Genomic DNA, 19,304 nt, shown 5'->3' with positions numbered 1-19,304 from the left:
TCCTTCGGGTCAGGGACCCGTTCGCGGGGTCCGCGGTTGACCTGGCGGCCCGTCACCGCCAGCGCCAGCAGGTCTTCGGACTCGGGATCGACCGGTGCGGAGCGCCTTCCCGGAGCGTGCGCTCCAGTGGCTGTCCCGGGGAAGCGCGTCCCCGGGGCGTGCCCGCCCGTCACCCTCACCGCTGCGCGTCAGTCCCGGATTCGCACCGGGTTCCCTGCCCCACGAGGTGGAGTTCGACTGGCTCGACGAGGGTACCGTCCCCCTTCCGGGGCAGCTCCAGGGGCCTTCGCCCCGACGCGGCTCCGGCGTGGCCGAAGGCGGCCGGTCCCGGGCACGGGAGCGCGGTCGGCGGTGCGTGACGCATCCGGCCGATACGGTACGTACCGCGTATCCTCCGCACGGTTCGCCCCGCCGTGCCCTACTCCCGGGAGCCGATGGATGTACACGGTCCGAATCTCGCAGACCGACCCCTACGCCTTCTCCAGCCTGGACGCGGCGCTGCGGGCCCCGATGTACGCGGGCTGTGACCTGTACCTGCACGTCGAACCGGGCCACTACGCGGAATCCCGGGTGCTCGGCGTGAACCAGCACGTCATCGTGGTGCCCCTCCACGGTCCCGGCACCGTGACGGTCTCGGTGGGCGACACGAACGTGTTCAACGTGCACAAGGGGCGGCTGGAACTGCACGGTGTGCACGTGCGCAACGCCTCGGCCGAGTATCCGCCCGTGTACGTGCACCCGAAGGCCTCCCTCAAGGCCGTCGACTGCGTCTTCTCCGCGAGTACGCGAGTGAACGTGAAGAACGCCGAAGCCGAGTTCACCAACTGCGGGTTCGAGGGCGGCGGCGTGAGCGTGGACGACTCCACGGGGAAGGTGGACGGCTGCCGTTTCACCGACGCCGTGCTCATCGTCGAGGGTCCCGACTCCCCCGAGATCCGCGGGACCACCTTCAGCGGGGGCCACGACACGTGGCACACCCTGTACATCTCCAAGGCCTCGCCCGCGGTCACCGACTGCGTCCTGACCGACTGCGGCGGGGAGGAGACCCAGGCGGTCCACGTACGGGACGGGGCGGCTCCGAAGTTCACCAACCTGACGGTCATCGGGGACCGGGGCTGGCCGGTACGGGTGACCGGGCGCTCCAGGGCGGAGTTCGACCACCTCAGAGTGGACGGCGGCCGCGCCGGCGGCGACTCCGTGTACGCCTGGGACGACTCCGAGATGACCATCACCCACGGCCGTATCACCAACGCCAGGGCCAGCGCCCTGGCGACCACCGGGGGCGCGTTGACCGTCCGCGACCTGGTCGTCGAGGACGCCGCCCTGACAGGCCTCTACGGAAAGGAGGCCAGAGTCAGCGGCGAGAGGCTGTCCCTGTCCCGTGTCGGTGGGAACGGGGTCTACGTCGAGGAGTGCCGGACGACGCTCTCGGACGTCGAACTGCGTGAGAGCACGCCGGAGGCACTGGAGAGGCGGAGCGTGTTCGCCGCGCAGAAGGGGCGGTTCGAGGTCACCGGGTTGCGTGCCTCGCAGTCGTCGACGATGACGCACATCGTCGACGCGCGGGGAAGCCTGACCGACCTGAGCGGGGATGACGTCAGGGGCGGTCTCCTCGTCACCGAGGACAGCACGGTCACGGTGCGCGGAATGGCGATCACCAACAGCAGGCTCAACGCGCTGACCGTCAAGGACGGGTCCGAGGTCGAGGTCGACGACGCCCGGATCTCGGACTGCGCCCTACACGGTGCCTACGTGGGAGGTGAGTCGCGGCTGGTCCTGCGCTCGTCGACGGTGAGCGGGTGTGCGTCGGCCGGAGTCGGCGTGGAGAACGGGGCCGTGGTCACGTTGGAGGACACCGAGGTCCGTGACGGGGACGGTTCCGGGCTGGCCGTGTACGACACCAGCCGGGTACGCCTGGTGGGGTGCACGGTCTCCGGCAACGCCGGTGAGGGGGTGGACGCCGCCGACACCGCGACCGTGCAGGCCGAGGACACCGAGATCACCGGGAACAAGGGCGGTGACAGGGTCAGGGCGCGGGCCACGGCCGACGGCGGCGGCGCGGCCGCGCCGGACGCACCCGAGGGGGAGGCCCAGCCGCTGGAGGAACTGCTGGCCGAACTGGACTCCATGGTGGGCCTGGACGGGGTGAAGAAGGAGGTTCGCGCCCTCGTCAACTTCCAGCAGGTCAACGTCAAACGTGTGGCGGCGGGACTGCCCGAGCTCAACGTCAGCCGCCACCTGGTCTTCTCCGGGCCGCCCGGAACCGGCAAGACGACCGTGGCCCGGCTCTACGGGCGGATCCTGCGCTCCCTGGGTGTGCTGGGCAGCGGCCAGTTCGTGGAGGCCGCCCGCCCCGACCTCGTGGCCGAGCACCTGGGCGGCACCAGCGCCAAGGTCACCGAGGTGGTCGAGCGGGCCCGGGGCGGCGTCCTGTTCGTCGACGAGGCCTACGCCCTGTCCCGCACGTTCGGCAGCGGCTCCGACTTCGGCCAGGAGGCCATCGACACCCTCATCAAGCTCATGGAGGACCTGCGCGAGGAGGTCGTCATCGTCTTCGCCGGGTACTCCAGCGAGATGCGCGGCTTCCTCGACGCCAACCCCGGGCTGCGGTCGCGGGTCGCCCGCACCATCGATTTCGAGAACTACTCGCCCGAGCAGCTCACCACGATCTTCACGGGGGTGGCGCACAAGCAGGGCTACACGCTGGGGGAGGGTGTGCGGGAGCTGGTCACCCGGCACTTCCAGGCACAGAAGCGCGACGAGACCTTCGGCAACGGTCGCGAGGCGCGCCGCGTGTTCGAGGAGACCGTCCAGACCCAGGCCACCCGGATCGTCGACGGGGACTTCGGTTCGGCGGAGGACCTGTCGCTGATCCTGCCCGAGGACCTCGCCGGGGTCGTGGACGGCGGGCTCTCCGCCAGGGTCGCGGAGGGGCCCAGGGACGCCGGGCAGGTCGAGGAACTGATGCGGCGACTGGACGCCATGGTGGGCCTGGCGGCGGTGAAGCGGGAGGTGGCCGACCTGACGAACCTGATCTCGGCCGGACGCCGACGGCAGGCGGCCGGGCTGGAGGCCCCGCTGCCCTCCCGGCACCTGGTCTTCGCCGGGCCTCCGGGAACGGGCAAGACCACGGTCGCGCGTGTCTACGGGGAGCTGCTGGCCGCCCTGGGGGTGCTCGCCCAGGGGCAGGTGGTGGAGGCCAGCCGGGCGGACCTGGTGGGCTCGTACGTGGGCCACACCGCCCAGCGCACGCGCGAGGTGTTCGACCGGGCGCGCGGCGGTGTGCTGTTCGTCGACGAGGCGTACGCGCTCGCCCGGCCGGGCGGTAGCGGTCACGACTTCGGCCAGGAGGCCATCGACACGCTCCTGAAGCTGATGGAGGACCACCGCGACGAGGTGGTGGTGATCGCCGCCGGTTACACCGGGGAGATGCGCGCGTTCATGGCGACCAACCCGGGTCTGGAGTCGCGGTTCTCCCGGACGGTGGAGTTCGCCCCCTACGCCGCTGACGATCTGGTGCGGATCTTCGTCGGGATGGCCGAGGGCAACGACTTCCTGGTGCCCGAGGAGACGCGTGGGGCGCTGGGCGCGTTGGTGGCCGAGCGGGCCGGGGTGTTCGGGGACGGCAACGGGCGCGAGGTCCGCAAGCTGTTCGAGGAGAGCGTGATCCGTCAGGCGAGGCGGATCGAGGCGGCGGCCCTGGCGGGGGAGGACCCCGGGATGGCGGAGTTGCAGACCCTGCGTCCCGAGGACGTCGTCGAAGCCCCGTAGGCCTCGCGGGAGTACCCCGCCGCCGCGCGGCCACCGGCCGGATCGCCTCCTCGGGAAAGGGGGAGCGGAGCACGTGCTCCGCTCCCCCTTTCCCATGACCGCCGGGGGCGGGGCTCACGCCGTGGAGCGCTCCTGCTCCGGTTCGAGGCGGCGGATGCCGAAGCCGCGGGTCAGCGGCGCCAGGAAGGCGATCAGGGCGGAGAACAGGAAGCCGCTCCAGTTGAACACCGCCCACGGCAGGAACTCGAAGTTGGCCACGCCCAGGGTCGTGGCGAAGAAGACGCCCGACACCGTCCAGGGCATCAGCACCTCGGTGATCGTGACCGAGTCCTCCATGCTGCGCGACAGGTTGACCGGGTGCAGGTTCCTGGCCCGGTAGGCGTCGCCGTAGACGTCCTTGACCAGGAAGAACGTCACCAGGGCGTTGGAGGTGCCGTTGATGATCGTGAAGCCGGAGAGCAGGGTGGTGAGGATGAGGCTGCCCGTGGACCGCAGTTTCTGGATCAGCCCCTCCAGCAGGACCCGCAGCACGTTCGACTTCTCCAGCGCCGAGGCGAAGAAGAAGGCGCAGAAGACGAAGAACGCCGAGTTGTACATCGAGTACAGCCCGCCCCGGTTCAGCAGCTCGGCCAGGACCTCGGAGACCCCGTCCCCCCGCGGCAGCATGTCGGTCGTGAACCCGGAGACGACCGCGGCGAACATGTCGCCCACGTTCGCCCCCTGGAGCAGCAGGGCGAGCAGTAGCGCCGTCATGGACGACGCGAACAGCACGACCAGCGGCGGCTTCCTCATGACCGACCCGGCGAGCACGACCAGCGCCGGGATCAGCAGCAGCGGGTTGAGGGCGAACAGCCCGTCCAGCTCGGTGACGACCTCGTCGATACCGCCCAGGCTGGCGGACGAGGTGGTGATGGTGGTGCCCGCGACGAGGAAGACGACGACGGCCACCACCGACGAGGGCAGGGCCGTGTAGAGCATGTGCCGGATGTGCTCGTACAGGTTGGCGCCCGCCGCGAGCGAGCTCATGTTGGTCGTGTCCGACAGGGGCGAGAGCTTGTCCCCGAAGTAGGCGCCGGACACGACCGCGCCCGCCGTGATCGCCAGCGACACGTCCATCGTCTGGGCCACCCCGATCAGGGCGACGCCGATCGTTCCGCCGGCGCCCCAGGACGTGCCGGTGAAGGTGGCGACGAGCGCGGTGGCCACGAAGGACAGCACGTACAGGTAGGAGGGGTTGATGAGCTCCAGGCCGTAGTAGACCATGAGGGGGATCGTCCCGGCGATCATCCACGAGCCGATGAGCATGCCGATGCTGAGCAGGATCAGGACCGCGGGCAGGGCGCGCTTGAGCTTCTCGCCCATGTTCGTCAGCACGTCCTCCCAGCGCACGCCGTGCCAGAGCGCGAAGAGGGCGAACACCACCCCCGCGAAGATGAGCATGAGCTCCGCGGGGTACTTCAGGACGCCGATGCCGCCGACGAGAACGGCGACGGTGATGACCACGGGGACGCACGCCACCGCCACACTGGGTCGGCGAACGTGTTCGTCCGGGGGGTTAGTCATCTTCTTTCCTCTCGGTGATGACCGCTTTCCGGTCTTCTACAGTGCGGTGAAGGCCCTTTCGAGATCCTCGATCTGGTTGTCGGCCCCCTCCAGGCCCACGGAGAGGCGGATCATTCCGGGGGAGAATCCCTTATCCCGCATCGCCTCCTCGTTTCCGGGCCTGACGGGGGCGGTGACGAGGCTTTCGTAGCCGCCCCAGCTCGCGCCGATCCGAAACAGCGACAAACGGTTGATGAAAGCCGCGACCTTTTCGAAGGAACCGTCCTTCAGGTCGAAACTGAGCAGTCCGGAGAAACCGCTGAACTGGTTCCTGATCACGGGGTCGTCGGGCCGGTGGTCGTGGTGGGGGTGGTGGATCGCCGCCACCTCGGGCCGGGTCGCGAGGTAGTCGATCACCCGCACGGCGCTGCGCTCGTGCTCGGCCATCCTGATCGGCAGCGTCCGCAGTCCGCGCAGCACCATCGACGCCTCGACGGCCGACATGACCGAGCCCAGGAGCTGGAACCCCGTGTAGAAGAGGTCGCGCACGAAGGAGGCCGGGCCGATCACCGCCCCGCCCAGGACGTCGCTGTGGCCGCCGATGTACTTGGTGCACGAGTGGATGACGATGTCCACTCCGGCCAGGATCGGCTTCTGGAAGAGCGGCGTGGACCAGGTGTTGTCCATCGCGGTCCAGATTCCCCTGGCCCGGGCGGTGCGGGTGATCTCGGCCAGGTCCAGGACCTTCATCCGCATGGTCCCGGGGCTCTCGACGTAGACGAGCGCCGTGTTCTCCCGCAGGTGCTCCTCGATGTCGGACGTGCCGTCGGGGAGCACGGTGTGGTCGATGCCGAAGCCGCGCAGGTGCTCGGCCAGTTCCAGGGCCGGGCCGTAGGTGCTGTTGACGAAGAGAACGTGGTCGCCGCCGCGCAGCAGGCTCATCAGAACGGCGCTGATGGCCCCCATTCCGGACCCGAAGCACTTACACGCCTCGCCGCGCTCCAGAAGGGCCAGCCTTTCCTCCAGGAAGGCCACCGTGGGATTGGCGCCGCGGCTGTAGACGTACCTCTCGTGTTCCTTTTCCTGTTCCTCGATGAACGCCTCGAACGAGGGTTTGGTGAAGATACTGGTCTGGAACACCGGAGGGGCGACCGCGCCGTGGACGTTCTCCGGCCCCTCCCACGCGCTCATGCAGATTTCCCTGTCTGACCTGTCCACCGTTGCCCCCCGGTCGGTTCCTGGGCGCGCTCGCGCGAACGCGGCGGCGGATGGTTCCGGCCCGCCGCGCCCGCCGTCGCGGCCCGTGCGCGCGGGCGGCGCCCGCGCTCGTGTCGGTGCGGTCGGCGGCCGTCCGTGGTAGGACCCGCCGCTCGCACGCGTGCTCGCGGCACGGCTTCGCGGTCGAGACGACGCGGAGCGCGTGCCGGTTCGGTCATCTTGTAGTACAAGCTGCTAAGTAGTCAATGGGTGGACACGGGTCCGCCCGCGGGCCCCGGCGTCTGTACGCTGAGGAGTCGGCACAACCCTCCAGTGAAGGACGAGGCGTACACGATGGGATCAGCGTCGCCGGGGACCCAGGGCGAAGGGCTCACGGGCCGGTCCCAGCAGCGGCACGCCCGCCCGAACTCGCTGACCTCGCAGGTCGTCGCCTTCGTCGAGGAGCTGTGCGTGGGCCCCGACGCGCAGCCGGGCACCCAGCTGCCCTCGGAGAAGGAACTCGCCGAACGCTTCGGGGTGAGCCGGGTCGTGCTGCGTGAGGCCCTGAGCACCCTGGAGGCCAAGGGCCTGGTGCACCGGCGCCAGGGCAAGCCCGCGGTCATCGCCTCGCCCAACGCCCTGCCGGTGGAGAACTTCGTGGCCCTGTCGGTGCTGCGCGACCGCCGGGCGCTGATGGAGTTCACCGAGATCCGCAAGGCGCTGGAGGTGCACGGCGCCCGGCTGGCCGCGCAGCGCATCGCCGGGCCGGAGGAGGAGCAGACCCGTGAGGACATCGCCCGGGCCCGTCAGGCCATCGCCGACATGCGCGCCGCCCCCCTGGACGTGCCCAACCGCGTGCGCACCGACTTCGCCTTCCACCAGGCCCTGATCGCGGCCTCCGGCAACCGGAGCCTCACCCAGATCCTGGACGCGCTCGAACGGTCACTGGCCGACAGCCGCGAGCAGAGCCACCGCCGCTTCCTGGCCACGGCCGAGGACCCCGCGGTCTCCGCGACCGAGCACGAGGAGGTCCTGGAGGCGGTGCTGAGCGGTGACCCCGCCCGCGCGGTGGCGGCGATGGAGGACCACCTCCAGGTCACCCTGCGCGAGATCGAGACCCGCCCCAAGGCGGCGGGCTCACAGGAGAAGGACCCGGCCTGAGGGGCCGACCCCGCCGGGGGCGTGCGCTGGCGCCGCTGCCGGGGCGACCGCGTCGGCGCCCGTGGGCACCCGGCCGGGGCGATTGCGGTCCTGCCCCTACGCGAACGGCATCCACCGGGCTGTGGATGCCGTTGCTCCCGACCCTCCCGCGTGAGGGGACGCGCCGACCGGTCAGTCGATGTAGCGCAGACCGGCCGTCGTCAGCTTCTCGCGCATGCCGTAGATGTCCAGGCCCAGCTCGCCGTTCTGGAACCGGGCGCGCTTGGCCTCCTCGTTCTCCTCGCGCAGCCGTGCGGCCTCGGCGACCCCAGCGGCGCGGTCGCGGGGCACCACGACGACGCCGTCGGCGTCGGCGACGACGACGTCGCCCGGGTGGATCAGGGCGTTGGCCACGGTGACGGGCACGTTGACCGAGCCCAGCGTCGCCTTCACGGTGCCCTTGGCGTTGATCGCACGGCTGAAGACGGGGAAGTCCATCTCGGCGAGTTCGGCGGCGTCCCGGCAGCCGCCGTCGATGACCAGGCCCGCCGCGCCCCGTGCCCGGAACGAGGTGGCCAGCAGTTCGCCGAAGAACCCGTCCTCGGACTCCGTCGTGCAACCGGCCACGACGACGTCGCCGGGCCGGATCTGTTCGGCGACGACGTGGAACATCCAGTTGTCGCCGGGCTGGAGCAGCACGGTGACGGCGGTCCCGCACAGTCTGGCCCGCGGGTAGACCGGCCGGACGTAGGGCCGCAGCAGGCCCGTGCGGCCCTGCGCCTCGTGCACGGTGGCGACCCCGAAGCGGGACAGCGCCTCGACGGTCTCCGGCGCGGCGCGCTCGATGGAACGGTGGACGACTCCGAGCTCGGTCATGACTCTCCCTCGTGGGTGGGTGGATGGGTCCGGGGCGGTCCTCAGCGGCCCTGCTCCCTCAGCCTGGCGTCGAGCCGCGGGTACACCCGGCGGGCGTTGCCCTCCAGGATCGCCTCGCGTGCGGCCTCGGGCAGGTCCGCGCCGAGGAGGTAGCGGCCGGTGTCGTCGAAGTGGTGTCCCGTGCGCGGGTCGATGTCGCGGACGGCGCCGATCATCTCCGAGGCGAACAGGACGTTCTCGTGCGGCACGACGTCGAGCAGCAGGTCGATGCCCGGCTGGTGGTACACGCAGGTGTCGAAGTACACGTTGCCGAGCACGTGCTTCTCCAGTTCGGGTCTGCCGAGCGCCATCGCGAGACCGCGGAAGCGCCCCCAGTGGTAGGGCGCTGCCCCGCCTCCGTGGGGGATGACGAGGCGCAGGTCAGGGAAGTCGGCGAAGAGGTCGCCCTGGACGAGCTGCATGAAGGCCGTGGTGTCGGCGTTGAGGTAGTGCGCCCCGGTGGTGTGGAAGGCGGGGTTGACGCTCGTGGACACGTGCACCATCGCGGGGATGTCGTACTCGCACATCGCCTCGTAGACGGGATACCAAGAGCGGTCGGTGAGCGGCGGGGAGTCCCAGGCCCCGCCCGAGGGGTCCGGGTTGAGGTTGATCGCCACCGCGCCGAGCTCCTCCACGGCGCGGCGCAGCTCGGGCAGGCAGCCGGCCGGGTCCGCGCCCGGGGACTGCGGGAGCATGGCGGCGGGGGCGAAGCGCTCCGGGAAGAGTTCGGCCACGCGGGCGATGAGGTCGTTGCAGATCCTGGCCCACCGGGAGGAGGTGGTCGAGTCCCCGACGTGGTGGGCCATGAAGGAGGCCCGCGGGGAGAACACGGTCAGGTCGATCCCGCGTTGGTCCATGAGGGCGAGCTGGTTGCCCTCGATCGCCTCGCGCAGCTCGTCGTCGCCGATGCGCAGCTCACCGGGCTCGGGGCCGCCGTCGAGCGCCGCGATCTGGGTCTGGCGCCACTGGCCCAGGGCGGCGGGCGCGGTGGTGAAGTGTCCGTGGCAGTCGATGATCATCAGAGTTCTTCCTTCGGGTTCCAGGCGTTCAGGGGGACGCGGAGGTCTCCGGCCATGAGCGCGCGTGCGGTGCGCACGAGGGCGGAACGGGTGATGCGGGCGGGGTCGCCGGGCTCCCAGCCGAGCCGCACCTCGAAGGCCCCGCTCGGATGCTCGATGGACAGGGCGGCCTCGGCGCCGTGCGCGACCGGCAGGTCCGCCAGCTCGTGCGCGACCGTTCCCGGGAGCACGCAGGCGGTGGCGGCGGTGACGGCGGCCAGCACCCCGATCGACTCGTGGACGACACGGGGGATGAAGCTGCGCGTGGCCAGGGCGCCCCCGTCGCGCGGCGGCGAGACCAGCGTCATCTTCGGGTAGTTGCGGGCCGAGACGTCGCCGAGGCCCATGAGCGTTCCGGCGGCCAGCCGCAGCGCCTCGACCCGCTCGCGCAGCGCGGAGTCCGCGGCGAGCTCGGCGGGGCTCTCCCGCCCGGTGGCGCCGAGCGCGGAGGCGGAGACGATGACGAGGGGCTGCCCGTTGTCGATGCAGGTGACCTCGACCGGCCCCATGCCGGGGACCTCCACCGTGTCGCGGCGCTTCCGCGTCGGCAGCAGGGAACCGGCGACCGATCCGGCGGTGTCGAGGAAACCGATCGTCACCGGCGAGGAGGAGCCGGGGGCGCCGTCGATGCGGGTGTCCCCGGCGTACTCGACGCCGCGCACGCCGTCGCGGTCGCGTGGTGTGCGCACCGAGATCTCCGCGACCGCCCCGGTGTTGAGGGTGCGCACTCGTGCGGTGGTGGTGTCCGCGACGGGCACGATCATTCCGGTCTCGACGGCGAAGGGAACGACCGCGGCCAGCAGGTTGCCGCAGTTGGCGTCCATGTCCACGGAGTCGTCGTCGGGTCGCAGCTGGGCGAAGCGGAAGTCGAGGTCGACGCCGGGCTCCGCGCTCGGGCCGACGATGCCCGCCTTGGAGGTGAGCGGATGCCCGCCGCCCAGGCCGTCGACCTGCAACGGGTGGGGAGAGCCGAGCGCGGCCCGCAGCACCCGGGCGAGGGCCTCGTCGTCGGCGGGCAGGTCCGCGCGGGCGAAGAACGGTCCGCGGGAGGTGCCTCCGCGCATCAGGACCGAGGGGATCGCCAGCTGGTGCCCGTGGACCCGCGTCCCGGAGCGCGGGCCGTGCGCCCGTTGCGGCGCGTGGGCCCGGTGCGCGGCGGCCGGGCCGGTCGCCGCCGGTGCCGACCGCGCGTGCTCGTCCGCGCGCCCTTCCTCTGCTGGCGGTGTCTTCGAACGTGTCATCCTCGTCCTCGTGCGGTCGTGCGCGGAGCCCGGCGTGCTCGGCGCGGAGTGGTGGTCGTCGGGGCGGGCCGCGCGCCGCCGTCGCGGCGCCGGGCGGCGGGGTCCGCCCCGTGTCGTGCTACTCCTGGACCCCGGACCAGACGAGGGAGTCGTAGTCGGGCGCCTCTTCGACCAGCTGGGACTCCTGGTGGAAGTCCACCGCGACGTCGAAGGCGTCCTCCGTGACCAGGGTCGAGTCGGCGAACTCCTGCGGGAGGATCGTGGTGAGGGACTCCACCGCTTCGGGGTCGGTGCCCTCCAGATAGGCCGCGAGCAGCTCCGCGCTCCCTTCCCGGTCGGTCGCGATGAAATCCAGGGCCCGGTCGACGGCCCGGTTGAAGGCGTCGATCTGCTCGCCCTTGCGCTCGATCACCGTGCCGGTGCTGAACAGCGTGCCGTGCAGGGCGCCGGACAGGTCGGGGATGTCGCCGCGCTGGGGGGAGATGTAGATCTCGCCGGCCTCCTCCGCCTCGGCCATCTGGCCGGTCGGCTGGAAGAAGGCCAGGGCGTCCACCTGCCCTCCGGACAGGGCGCCGATGGCCGACGAGGGGACCGCGCCCAGGTTCACCAGGGTGGCGTCGGTCTTGGCGTCGAGACCCACCTGCTCGAACAGGTAGACGAGCAGCGCCTCGGTGCCCGACCCCGGGCCGGTGATGCCGATGTTCCTGCCCTCCAGGGCCCGGATCCTCTCCTCCAGGGGCGCGTCGGCCGCCGGTCCGTCGAAGTCCGGGGCCGTCACGACGTCCACGTAGTACTCGGTGACGAGGGAGCCGGTGACCTGCGTGTCCGGGTTGTTCTCCGCCAGGTTGAACGCGTCCGTGAGGACCCCAGCGGCGACGTCGATGGAACCTGAGGTGAGGGCCGCCGCGAGCTTGGCGCCGGTGCCCAGGCGGGGGCGCTCGCCGAGTTCGACGCCCTCGTCGTCGAAGTAGCCCTGCTGCTCGGCGACGTAGAGGGGGAAGAACGCGACGGAGTCGCTGATCTGGCCCACGTTGAGGACGTCCGGGTCGGAGTCGGCCGCGCCGCCGGCGCAGCCCGCGGTCGCGACGAGGCTCAGGGTCGCCGCGACCGCGGCCGCCCTCTTGAGGTGCGTGCTGAGTTTCATGGTGTGTGGCTCTCGGTTGAGTGGTGGGTGGCCGCGGAGCGTCCTCGGCCTCAGGGGATGCACCGCACGGCGTTCGTTCGGGGCCCTACTCGGCGTCGAGCGGCTTCCAGCGGTTGGCACGGGAGGCCAGGACGCCCACGAGGGCGTTGAGGACCATGGCCAGCGCGGTCAGCACCACGACCGCGGCGAACACGCCCGCCGTGTTGAACTGCGCGGCGGCGTCGTTGATGAGGTAGCCCAGACCGCGGTTGGAGGCGACGAGTTCACCGATGACCGCGCCGATGAGCGCGTACGGGATGGAGACCTTCAGGCCGGTCATCAGGCCGGACATGGAGCCCGGCAGCACCACCTTGAGCGCGATGTCCCTGTTGGAGCCGCCCATCAGCCGGACGGCGTCGATGAGGCCGCGGTCGACGTCGCGGACGCCGGCGGCGGTGTTGAGGAACACCAGGAAGAACACGCTCACGGCCGCCAGGATGACCTTCATGTCGATCCCGATGCCGAACCACACGATGAACAGCGGGGCGAGGGCCACCTTCGGGATCGAGTACAGCGCCATCATGAACGGCTCGAACACGTCGTAGACGAGGCGGACCGAGGCGAGCGCGAACCCGGCGAGGGCGCCCGCGGCGGCGCCGATGACGTAGCCGAGCAGCACCTCCTGGATGGTGATCCAGGTGTGCGTGCCCAGGGTGCCGTCCAGGACCCAGTCGCGCAGCTGTTCCCCCACGGCGACCGGGCTGGAGACGAACATGGGGTTGGCGACCGCTCCGCCTGCCACCTGCCAGAGCAGGAGGAAGACCAGGAGCGCGCCCGCCCGCAGCCCCCACACGAGGGTGGTGCGGCCGTTGCGGTGCCACCAGCTGCGTCGGCGGGCCTCCTTGACGGGGCCGCTCGCGCTCAGGCCGTCGTTGGGGCGGGTGCCGGAAACCGATCCGGTGGTCATCGCCGGGCTCCCTTCTTCAGCGCGGAGGCCAGTGTGGTGTGCAGTTCCACGAACCGCGGCAGCACCTTGGTCTCGTCGGGGTCGCGCGGTCGGTCGATGTCCACCTCCTGGTCCAGCAGGACGGTGCCCAGCGGGCCCAGCACGACGACGCGGTCGCCGAGCAGCAGGGCCTCCTCGATGTCGTGGGTGACGAACACGATGGTGTGCCCGGTCGTGGCCCACAGGCGCAGCAGCTCCCGCTGGAGCTCGGAGCGCAGCTGCGCGTCCAGGGCGCCGAAGGGCTCGTCCATCAGGATGGTCTCGGCGCCGTTGGCCAGCATGCGGGCCAGGCTGGCGCGGCGGCGCATGCCGCCGGAGAGCTCGCGCGGGTAGCTGTCGGCGAAGTCGGCCAGGCCGACCGTGGCGATGAGCTCGCGGGCCTTGGCCTCGCGCTCGGCCCTGGCGGTGCCGGTGATCTCCATGGGCATCTCGACGTTGCGCTGCACGCTCCGCCACGGCATGAGCGTGTCGGTCTGGGTGAGGTAGCCGATGTCGGGGGTGGGGCCGGTGTGCGGGCTGCCCCGGTGCAGCACCCGCCCCGCGGTCGGCTTGGACAGCCCGGAGAGCAGGTTCAGCATGGTGGACTTGCCGCAGCCGGAGCGGCCGAGGATGGTGACGAAGGTGCCCTCCTCGATGGTGAGGTTGAAGTCGCGCAGGGCCACCGTGGCGACGTCGTCGCGCTGGAACTCCTTGGTGAGGTGCTCGACCTCCAGGACGACGCTCACGGGGAGACCGCCTCCTCCGCGCGGTGGGCAGACGGTGCGTCGGGGAGCGGGTCCGCGCCCGCGAGCCGACGCGAGTTGTGCACCACCATCAGGCGCACCTCCTGATCGGTGAAGCCGTTGTCGAGGAGGACGTCGGCGGCCAGCGCCAGGCCGTCCTCCACCGGGGGGTTGAAGGGCTGGCCCAGGTCGGAGCTGATGACGGAGGACGCGGGACCCGCCGACCGGATGTTGTCCAGCCACACCTGCCAGGACACCTTGCCGGTCAGGGGGGTGGTCAGACAGCGCTCCAGGTAGGCGCCGTGGTCGGCGAGCGCCCTCTGGTTCTCCGCGGGGATGCGCTGCGAGGTGAACTCGGGGTGGGTGACGACGATGCGCCGGACTCCGCGTTCGCGGGCGAGCGCGACCACCTTCGCGGACTCGTCCCCGTGCAGGTGCCCGGTGGCCAGCGTCATGTCGTGCTTGGCGATGACGTCGATGACCTGGCGGGTCGCGGCCGTGACCTCCCCGTCCCCGTCGAGCACGTCGACGGCGGGGCTGACGATCCCCGCGTCCCGCAGGTCCTGCTGGATGCGGGCCCACATGGGGGGTGTGGCCCCGTCGGGGGTCTCCTCCAGACAGCTGCGCTGGTTGTCGCTGTCCACGGTCGGCAGCCAGACGAACTGGGCGCCGCCGCGTGCCGCGATCTCGACCGCGACAGGGTTGAGCCCGCCCACGGAGGCGTTGAGTGTGATGGCGCCGAGCACGTCGACGCCCGGGTGGACGGCGCGGACCACCTCGGCCCGTTCGGCCGTGGGCGTGTAGTGGGACTTGAGTACGAAGCCCGCCATGCCGAGCTGTTGGAAGCGCGGGGCGAGTTCGAGGTCACTCACCCTGCGCTTCATCACATCGGGGGCGATGTGGACGTGGATGTCGTAGGCGCCCCGGACGAGCTCGCGGGCGTGTGCGCTGGGTTCTTGATGATGCAACATGCCGCCCCTTTGCAAACAAACTGGTCAGCGACATTGTTAACGATCTTGGTGACGACAGTCAATACCCACGTAACATCTGGTCAGAGCCGGTGCCCCCGGGGCAGGCGCTCACCCCCGCTCGGCGAAGTAGTCCCGCGTGGCCTGGTGAACGCTGTTCAGATGCGCCCGCATGGCCTCCGCGGCACGGTCCGGATCCTTCGCGCAGACAGCCTCCACGATCTCCAGGTGCTCGGGCAGCGACGTGGCCGGACGGTTGGGCTGCATGGCCAGCCGGATGCGGTACCTGACGTTCTGGGCGCGTAGGCGCATGACGACGTCGGGCGCTACCTTGGCGCCGCTGATGTCCATCACCTCCTGGTGCAGATCGCGGTTGGCCTGCGAGTAGGCCTCGCCGTCGCCCGCCTCCACGGCCTCGCGCATCACCTCGCCGAGGGCGCGCAGCCTCGCCACGCCGGCCTCGTCGATGCGCTCGGCGGCTCGGGCCGCGCACAGCGACTCCAGGGCCGCGCGCACCTCGACGATCTCCAGTGCCTCATCCAGATCCACGGCGCGCACCCGGGCGCCGCGGTTGCGGACCCTCTCCACCAGGCCCTCCACCGTGAGCGTCGCCAGGGCCGCGCGCACCGCGCCCCGGCTGGCGTCGAACATCTCGATGAGGTCCGTTTCCACGAGCCGCTGCCGGGGCGCGAACTCGCCGGCGACGATGGCCTGTCGAAGCTGTGACGTCACGCGCTCGGCGTCGCTGACGCCCTGGCGCGTCCCCTGGCCCACTGCCTCCTGGGTCATGGTCTTCCTTTCGCTCAACTTGGTATGCATTATTGTAAACAATGTTGTTGACGCCAAGATGGCTTCGTTACCGGAGGACGAGATGACCGTCATCACAATGGTCGGCCTGGGCGAGGCGGGCCGGCTCATCGGCGAGGGGCTGGCGCGGGCCGGGGCCCGGGTCCAGGGCCACGACCCCTTCGTCTCGTTGTCCGACACGCCCATCGTGCAGCGCTCCGAACTGGAGGACGCACTCGCCGGTGCGGAGGTCGTCATCAGCCTCGTCGGCCCCTCCGCCGCGGGGGAGGTCGCCGCGCGGGTGCTGCCCCTGTTGCCCGACACGGCCGTCTACGCGGACCTGAACACCCTCTCCCCGGGCGAGAAGGGCGCGATCGGCGCGCTGGCCGCCGACTTCGGGGTGCCCTTCGCCGACGTCGCGGTCATGGCCCCCGTCCCGCGGGCGGGCAGCCGCACACCGCTGCTCGCGGCCGGAAACGGAGCGGAGGCCTTCACCGCGCGGCTGTCGTCCCTGGGCACGCCCGTCCGCGCGGTCTCCCGCGAGGCCGGTGACGCCGCGGCCAGAAAGCTGCTGCGCAGCGTGTTCATGAAAGGGCTGGCCGCGCTGATCATTGAGTCGCTCGACGCCGCGGGCGCCGCCGGAGCGGAGGAGGAGATCCGCGACCAGATCGCCGCCGAGCTGGGCGAGAACGGCCGGGATCTGGTGGGCCGGCTAGTGGAGGGCACCCGTCAGCACGCCGGACGGCGCGTGCACGAGATGGAGGCGGCGGCGGACTACCTGACCGAACTCGGCGTGGAGCGCCCCGTCACCGAGGCCACGCTCGCGCACCTGCGCAGGTTGAGCGCCTGAGGCCGCCCGGTGCGGCGGTCCCGGGGACGACGTCGGTATCGCGTGCCCCGCCCCCATGAGTAGCGTGGGGGCGTTCGCCGTCTTCCGGACACCGAGGGGGAGAGGTCGCGCATGGCGAGGAAGGCCGAGGTGGACTGGGTCAGCGTCGAGGAGGGCCTTCCGCACGACGGCGCCGCCGTGCTGGGAGCCGTGACCGGCCGCTATCCGGACGGGGAGGAGTTCTGGCTGGTCCTTCCGATGCACTTTCGCCGTACCCACCCCGACGAGAGCACGGGTGAGGAGATCAGGGACGTCTTCGTCGACTCGGACTGGGTGCTGCGCAAGCCCCACGGCGGCGACACGGAGGAGCAGGTCACGCACTGGGCGGAGTACCCGTGCCTTCCCGGAACGGCCGTGCGCCAGATCGTCGGCGGCCAGGTGCGCGACGCCCTGGCCGCGACCGGGCAGGACTGAACAGGCGCAACCGGAACCCGCCGCGACCCGCTGCCCCGACACCGCGTGCGCGCACCTCACCGGAGTCAGGTCGCCCGTTTCCCTCGGCGGCGCCAGGATCGCGTCGACCGCGGTCCGGACTCCCGGCCTGACCAGCACCGGGAAGAGCGGACCGGCCGCGCTGCGGGTGGTCGCCGTACCGCCGACGTCGGCGGAGCGCGTCAGCGCGGCGGTAGCGGCGTGGCGGGCCGACCCCGCCGGGGGCGTGCGCTGGCGCCGCTCAGGCCAGGCCCAGTTCCCCGACCACACGGGCCACCCGCTCCCGCTCGGCTGCGGGCAGCCCCAGGATCGGTTGGGGCAGGCAGCGCGGGGCGACCAGGCCCAGGTGTTCGGCGATCGCGGCGCTCACGCGCAGGCTGCCGTGGGAGGCGAACACCTCCCACAGCGGGCGCAGCCGCTCCGACTCGGCCACGGCCCCCTCGGCGTCACCGCTCAGGGCGGCGCGGACCAGGGGCAGGGCGGTGGCGGGCAGGGTCCCGCCCACCACGGAGAACCAGGCCTGGCAGCCGGCGTTGAGCCCGGTCGCGGCGACGCTGTCGCCGGAGATCCCGATGCTCACGTGGTCGGGGACGGCCGCGCGGACCGCCGCCACGCGCTCGCGAGCGGCCACCGGGTCCGAGGGCACCGGCGGGATCTTGATCGCGGCCACGGAGGGCAGCGCGGCGATGCGCGCGTACAGCTCGGTCGAGAAGGTGAAGCGCGTCGTGCCGGGGTTGTCGTAGACCACCAGGGGCACCGACAGCTCGGCGGTGACGCTCTCGTAGAGCGCGAACACGTCCTCTTCGGTGAGCGGCTGGTAGCTCACCGGGGCCAACAGCACGGCGGACGCGCCGGCCCGCTGGGCGTCCTGGGCCAGGGCCCGCACATGGGAGGTGCGCAGCGCGCCGATACCGACGACCACCGGTGTGCCGTTCGCGTGCCGCACCGCCGCACGGGCCACGCGGTGGCGTTCGTCGCGGTCCAGGTAGGCATAGGAGCCGGTCGATCCCAGCGCGCCGATGGAGTCGACGCCCGCCTCGGCCAGACGGGTGATCAGTCCGGCGTAGGCCCGCTCGTCGAAGCGGTCGTCGTCCAGCGGGGTCAGGGGGAAGGCGCTCAGGCCGGTGAACATGGTCTTTCCTTCGTGTTCGGGGCAGGGGCGGTGGTCAGCCGGGCGGCGAAGGCCTCGGCGTGTTCGGGGAGGAGGGCGGAGGTGGTGACGCGGACGGCCGGGCGGTGTGTGAGGGGGGACAGCGATCCGGGGCGCACGGCCCACCCGTGGCCAGCCAGGTCCGCGACCACCGCCGCCTCCGGGGCGCCGGTCAGCGGGACCCACACGTTGACCCCGTCGGCCCCCGCGGCCAGGGCAGCCCGCGCGTCCAGCGCTTCGGTCAACAGCCCGCGCAGGGAACCGGTGCCCCCTCACCGGACACGGGCACGATCCCGCGCACCACCGTGCCCCCGCGGCGGCGGGTCTCGACCACACCCGCCGCGGCCAGCGCGGCGTAGGCGGCACCGGCGGTGTTGCGGTTCGCCCCCTGCTGGGCGGCCAACGCGCGAACCGGGGGCAGTACGTCACCCGCACGCAGTTTCCCGAGCGCGACCAGGTCGCGCACCGAGTCGGCGATCGCGGACACCGAGTCCCCGGTGATGGGCGGCCCAGACATGCCCATCACCATACGGCCTGATATCCCAGGACAAAATACCGAGGGCTCTGTGGCCTTCAAATCAGGCTCCCGACAGGGCGGGGCCAGCCGGTGGACACGGTTCTTGCCCTTGGTGTCCCGTATGGCGGGTCAGCCTCTTGTGTGAGGTGGGCGCTGCGGCCTCAGTCGGGAGCGGCTTTGGGTGGGCGGGCAACGCTTGCTGTTCGCGGGTGGTTGCTCGCTCCTGTGTTGGCACCAAGGGCAGCGGGTGTCCGGGGTCCCCGTTTGACGCTCTGGCTGTGGGTGGTGGCCGGAGGTGGCGTCGGCAGCTGCCGCGTGGTGGTGCGGGAGGGTGGTCAACGGCGGGGGTTGGTAGGTGGTGGGGCTTTGCTGCGTTGGCACCAAAGGCAGGCGGGCTCTCTGGTCTCGGGTAGCGGTGCCGACCCCCGGTGGTGGGGGTGGGCGACGGTGGCGGCGACGACGGTGGGCGTTGGGCCCGGGCTGCTTGCCGGGCGCGGGCATGCCGGGGCCGGGCCCGGCCGGGAGTCATTCCCGGGGTGGCGGATCTGATCCCCCGCCGGGCGGGTGGCCCCGTCCCGGGGGTCCTGTTCCGGCTCCGGTGCGGGTGCGGTGGTGGGTGCGGAGTTCGCGTTGGTACTTGGCCCTGTTGTGCGGCCCGCACAGCGGTTGCAGGTTCGCTACCTCGGTGCGCCCTCCCCGGGAGAACGAGGTGATGTGGTCGGCCTGGCACCAGGTCACGGGTGCTTCGCATCCACCTGGGTGGGCGCATGTGGTGTGTCCGTGGAAGGCGGCGGTGCGCTGTCGGGCTGAGGCCAGGCGGCGGTTGGGGACCGCGTCCAGCACCCGC

Annotated in this window: 18 protein-coding genes and 1 riboswitch; of the genes, 4 read left to right on the top strand and 14 right to left on the bottom strand. The window is 71.6% G+C overall.

All coding sequences use genetic code 11. The features are described from left to right. Positions 1–49: 49 nt before the first annotated feature. Positions 50–256: riboswitch (cobalamin riboswitch) on the bottom strand. 182 nt (positions 257–438) lie between these two features. Beyond that, positions 439–3,771 (top strand): AAA family ATPase, encoded by a 3,333-nt coding sequence (locus ACSIH6_RS12675; RefSeq protein ID WP_435108462.1) that lies wholly within the window; start codon positions 439–441, stop codon positions 3,769–3,771. Positions 3,772–3,885: 114 nt separating this feature from the next. Here the strand turns inward: ACSIH6_RS12675 and nhaC are convergent, their stop codons facing one another. Then, on the bottom strand, positions 3,886–5,334 hold the full coding sequence (nhaC, locus tag ACSIH6_RS12670; protein ID WP_435108461.1) for a Na+/H+ antiporter NhaC: 1,449 nt from the start codon (positions 5,332–5,334) through the stop codon (positions 3,886–3,888). Between the two features lie 36 nt (positions 5,335–5,370). Then, complete coding sequence (locus tag ACSIH6_RS12665) at positions 5,371–6,504, bottom strand: trans-sulfuration enzyme family protein (protein ID WP_435108460.1); 1,134 nt, start codon at positions 6,502–6,504, stop codon at positions 5,371–5,373. 360 nt (positions 6,505–6,864) lie between these two features. Between ACSIH6_RS12665 and ACSIH6_RS12660 the strand changes: the two genes are divergently transcribed. After that, positions 6,865–7,671: a FadR/GntR family transcriptional regulator gene (locus ACSIH6_RS12660; protein WP_435108459.1), complete on the top strand. Its 807-nt coding sequence runs from the start codon at positions 6,865–6,867 to the stop codon at positions 7,669–7,671. A 171-nt stretch (positions 7,672–7,842) separates the two neighbouring features. Here ACSIH6_RS12660 and ligK read toward each other — a convergent pair whose 3' ends face one another. The 8 genes from ligK to ACSIH6_RS12620 all read right to left on the bottom strand — a co-directional run bounded on the left by ligK (position 7,843) and on the right by ACSIH6_RS12620 (position 15,472). Further along, complete coding sequence (gene ligK, locus ACSIH6_RS12655; RefSeq protein ID WP_435108458.1) at positions 7,843–8,526, bottom strand: 4-carboxy-4-hydroxy-2-oxoadipate aldolase/oxaloacetate decarboxylase; 684 nt, start codon at positions 8,524–8,526, stop codon at positions 7,843–7,845. Between the two features lie 41 nt (positions 8,527–8,567). Beyond that, the gene (locus ACSIH6_RS12650) at positions 8,568–9,584 is read right to left on the bottom strand and encodes an amidohydrolase family protein (RefSeq protein WP_435108457.1); all 1,017 of its coding nucleotides are present in this window, start codon (positions 9,582–9,584) and stop codon (positions 8,568–8,570) included. Continuing rightward, positions 9,584–10,864: a 4-oxalomesaconate tautomerase gene (locus tag ACSIH6_RS12645; protein ID WP_435108456.1), complete on the bottom strand. Its 1,281-nt coding sequence runs from the start codon at positions 10,862–10,864 to the stop codon at positions 9,584–9,586. Before ACSIH6_RS12645 ends, ACSIH6_RS12650 begins: the two co-directional genes overlap by 1 nt. A gap of 118 nt (positions 10,865–10,982) precedes the next feature. Further along, entirely contained in the window at positions 10,983–12,008 is a 1,026-nt protein-coding gene (locus ACSIH6_RS12640; RefSeq protein WP_435108455.1) for an ABC transporter substrate-binding protein, read from the bottom strand. An 85-nt stretch (positions 12,009–12,093) separates the two neighbouring features. Next, on the bottom strand, positions 12,094–12,954 hold the full coding sequence (locus ACSIH6_RS12635) for an ABC transporter permease (RefSeq protein ID WP_435108454.1): 861 nt from the start codon (positions 12,952–12,954) through the stop codon (positions 12,094–12,096). Next, a complete protein-coding gene (locus tag ACSIH6_RS12630) occupies positions 12,951–13,718 on the bottom strand; it encodes an ABC transporter ATP-binding protein (protein ID WP_435108453.1) in 768 nt (255 codons plus the stop codon). Before ACSIH6_RS12630 ends, ACSIH6_RS12635 begins: the two co-directional genes overlap by 4 nt. Next, positions 13,715–14,686, bottom strand: a complete 972-nt coding sequence (locus ACSIH6_RS12625) for a DUF6282 family protein (protein ID WP_435108452.1) — start codon at positions 14,684–14,686, stop codon at positions 13,715–13,717. Before ACSIH6_RS12625 ends, ACSIH6_RS12630 begins: the two co-directional genes overlap by 4 nt. A gap of 108 nt (positions 14,687–14,794) precedes the next feature. Then, a complete protein-coding gene (locus tag ACSIH6_RS12620) occupies positions 14,795–15,472 on the bottom strand; it encodes a GntR family transcriptional regulator (RefSeq protein ID WP_435108451.1) in 678 nt (225 codons plus the stop codon). A gap of 82 nt (positions 15,473–15,554) precedes the next feature. Between ACSIH6_RS12620 and ACSIH6_RS12615 the strand changes: the two genes are divergently transcribed. Both ACSIH6_RS12615 and ACSIH6_RS12610 read left to right on the top strand, forming a co-directional pair. Then, positions 15,555–16,319: a DUF1932 domain-containing protein gene (locus tag ACSIH6_RS12615; RefSeq protein WP_435108450.1), complete on the top strand. Its 765-nt coding sequence runs from the start codon at positions 15,555–15,557 to the stop codon at positions 16,317–16,319. Between the two features lie 111 nt (positions 16,320–16,430). After that, the gene (locus tag ACSIH6_RS12610; protein ID WP_435108449.1) at positions 16,431–16,772 is read left to right on the top strand and encodes an AQJ64_40280 family protein; all 342 of its coding nucleotides are present in this window, start codon (positions 16,431–16,433) and stop codon (positions 16,770–16,772) included. A gap of 259 nt (positions 16,773–17,031) precedes the next feature. Here ACSIH6_RS12610 and ACSIH6_RS12605 read toward each other — a convergent pair whose 3' ends face one another. The 4 genes from ACSIH6_RS12605 to ACSIH6_RS12590 all read right to left on the bottom strand — a co-directional run. Then, positions 17,032–17,922: a dihydrodipicolinate synthase family protein gene (locus tag ACSIH6_RS12605; RefSeq protein WP_435108448.1), complete on the bottom strand. Its 891-nt coding sequence runs from the start codon at positions 17,920–17,922 to the stop codon at positions 17,032–17,034. Beyond that, positions 17,907–18,185, bottom strand: a complete 279-nt coding sequence (locus ACSIH6_RS12600) for a hypothetical protein (RefSeq protein ID WP_435108447.1) — start codon at positions 18,183–18,185, stop codon at positions 17,907–17,909. Before ACSIH6_RS12600 ends, ACSIH6_RS12605 begins: the two co-directional genes overlap by 16 nt. Continuing rightward, positions 18,182–18,457, bottom strand: coding sequence for a GntR family transcriptional regulator (locus tag ACSIH6_RS12595; RefSeq protein ID WP_435108446.1), 276 nt, complete (start codon positions 18,455–18,457; stop codon positions 18,182–18,184). Before ACSIH6_RS12595 ends, ACSIH6_RS12600 begins: the two co-directional genes overlap by 4 nt. Before the next feature lie 525 nt (positions 18,458–18,982). After that, the coding region (locus ACSIH6_RS12590; protein ID WP_435108445.1) for an HNH endonuclease signature motif containing protein at positions 18,983–19,304 on the bottom strand (322 nt) is incomplete at its 5' end.

The organism is Nocardiopsis synnemataformans (genome assembly GCF_965343085.1).
Classification (GTDB): Bacteria; Actinomycetota; Actinomycetes; order Streptosporangiales; family Streptosporangiaceae; genus Nocardiopsis; species Nocardiopsis alborubida.
This window is presented reverse-complemented; position numbering and strand designations above follow the sequence as displayed.